Consider the following 1532-nt stretch of genomic DNA (forward strand, 5'->3'; position numbering starts at 1 on the left):
CGGAATGAATCAAGCTGTTTGTGACAGCGGGTTGGTTTTGTGGTTGATGCCGGCGTGGGCCGGGGCGGCTGGTGCGGTGGGTTTGTTCCGGTAGCGGTGAGGGTGCCGGGCGTGGCAGGCGTTGAGGGTTGCCTGGCGGCGTTGGCGTGCCTGCTCGGCCCGGCCTTCGTGGACGGTGTCGGGCGTGTAGTAGTTCAGGCCGCTGTGGCGGTGGTTGGCGTTGTAGTCCGCGAAGAATGCCGCCATGTAGTCGCGGGCGTGCTGGAGGTCCTGGAACCGGCGGGGAAAGTCCAGGTCGTATTTCACGGTCTTGAACAGGGATTCTGAGTAGGGGTTGTCGTCGGAGACCCGCGGGCGGGAATAAGACAGTGTGATGCCCAGGGACTGGGCAAGCTGGAGGGTGCTGCCGGCCCGCATGGGTGCGCCGTTGTCGGCGTGGAGCACGGCAGGGTGCTGCCGGTTTTCGGTGACCGCGCCGTTGATCAGTGCGGCGGCGAGGGCGGCCGTTTCGGTGTGTTCGACGCGGTGCCCGACGACTCTGCGGGAGAAAACGTCCAGGATCGCGTAGAGCCGGTAGGTGTGTTTTCCCGGGCCGTGGAGCATCGTGATGTCCCAGCTCCAGAGCTGGTTCGGGGCGGTCGCGTGGATGATGGGTTTGGCTCGTTTGGGGCCGGTGCCCGTGCGCTGGTCGCGGCGGTCGCCGTTCTGTCCGTGCCGGGCCACGATGCGGTGGGCGGCGGCGATGGAGAAGAAACAGTGCCCCGCGTCGAGCATCCGGTAGTAGGCCTGGGTGACGGAGAGGTTGGCGTAGTCCCTGGAGTTCAGCAGCTCCATGAAGGCGCCGGCCTCTGCTCCGGTGATCCGGTTCGGGTAGGCGCGGTCGGGATGGGGCACCATGATCCCCGGCCGCGCAGGCGGGCTCAGATGCCGGTACCAGGCCGTGCGGTGAACGCCCACCAGGGCACAGGCCTTCACCGCGGACCAGCCGGCCGTGATCAGTTTCCCGGCAAAGCTCAGGGCGATGTCTTTCCAGGTTTTGGCGTCAGCCACTCCGGCCGGCCCGGCTCCGGCTCCTCCACTTTTGGATCCGTCGCCGCCGCGCTCTTGGCCATCGCGTCCAAGAGCGCGGAAGCTTTTCCCAGAATGTCCACGGCAGCCTCGGACCGGGCCAGCTTGGCCTTGAGGATTTCGTTTTCCTTCAAGACCCGTTTGAGCAACTGCTTATCGCCCGCGTTCAATCGCTGGTCCTCCTCTAGGTTGTCCGACCTGGACCTCAGCTCCCCGGACTCCCGCTCGCGGCACCAACGGTTCATGGTGGCCTCGGTGATGCCCGCCGCCCTGATGAATGCGGCTTTAGAGCCCCACTCGAGGCATTTGTCGTACTCATCCAGAATCGCGTGCTTCTGGTCGGTAGTGAAGTGCTTCCGGTTCGAAACACGAACAGGCATAACGAAATCCATGATGGACCTTCCCCCGCACTGCACCGGCTCCAGCAACAGGGAACCTGTCACACAACAGCCTGACACACAGGG

Annotated in this window: 2 protein-coding genes; both read right to left on the reverse strand. The window is 64.9% G+C overall.

All coding sequences use genetic code 11. The features are described 5' to 3' along the window. Positions 1-9: 9 nt before the first annotated feature. Positions 10-1050 (reverse strand): IS3 family transposase, encoded by a 1041-nt coding sequence (locus tag AB4089_RS22890; RefSeq protein ID WP_441411557.1) that lies wholly within the window; start codon positions 1048-1050, stop codon positions 10-12. Then, entirely contained in the window at positions 1014-1511 is a 498-nt protein-coding gene (locus AB4089_RS22895; protein ID WP_441411558.1) for a hypothetical protein, read from the reverse strand. The genes AB4089_RS22890 and AB4089_RS22895 overlap by 37 nt, the downstream gene beginning before the upstream one ends. Between the last annotated feature and the right edge of the window lie 21 nt (positions 1512-1532).

The sequence above is a fragment of the Arthrobacter sp. 2MCAF15 genome (genome assembly GCF_052115605.1).
Classification (GTDB): Bacteria; Actinomycetota; Actinomycetes; order Actinomycetales; family Micrococcaceae; genus Arthrobacter.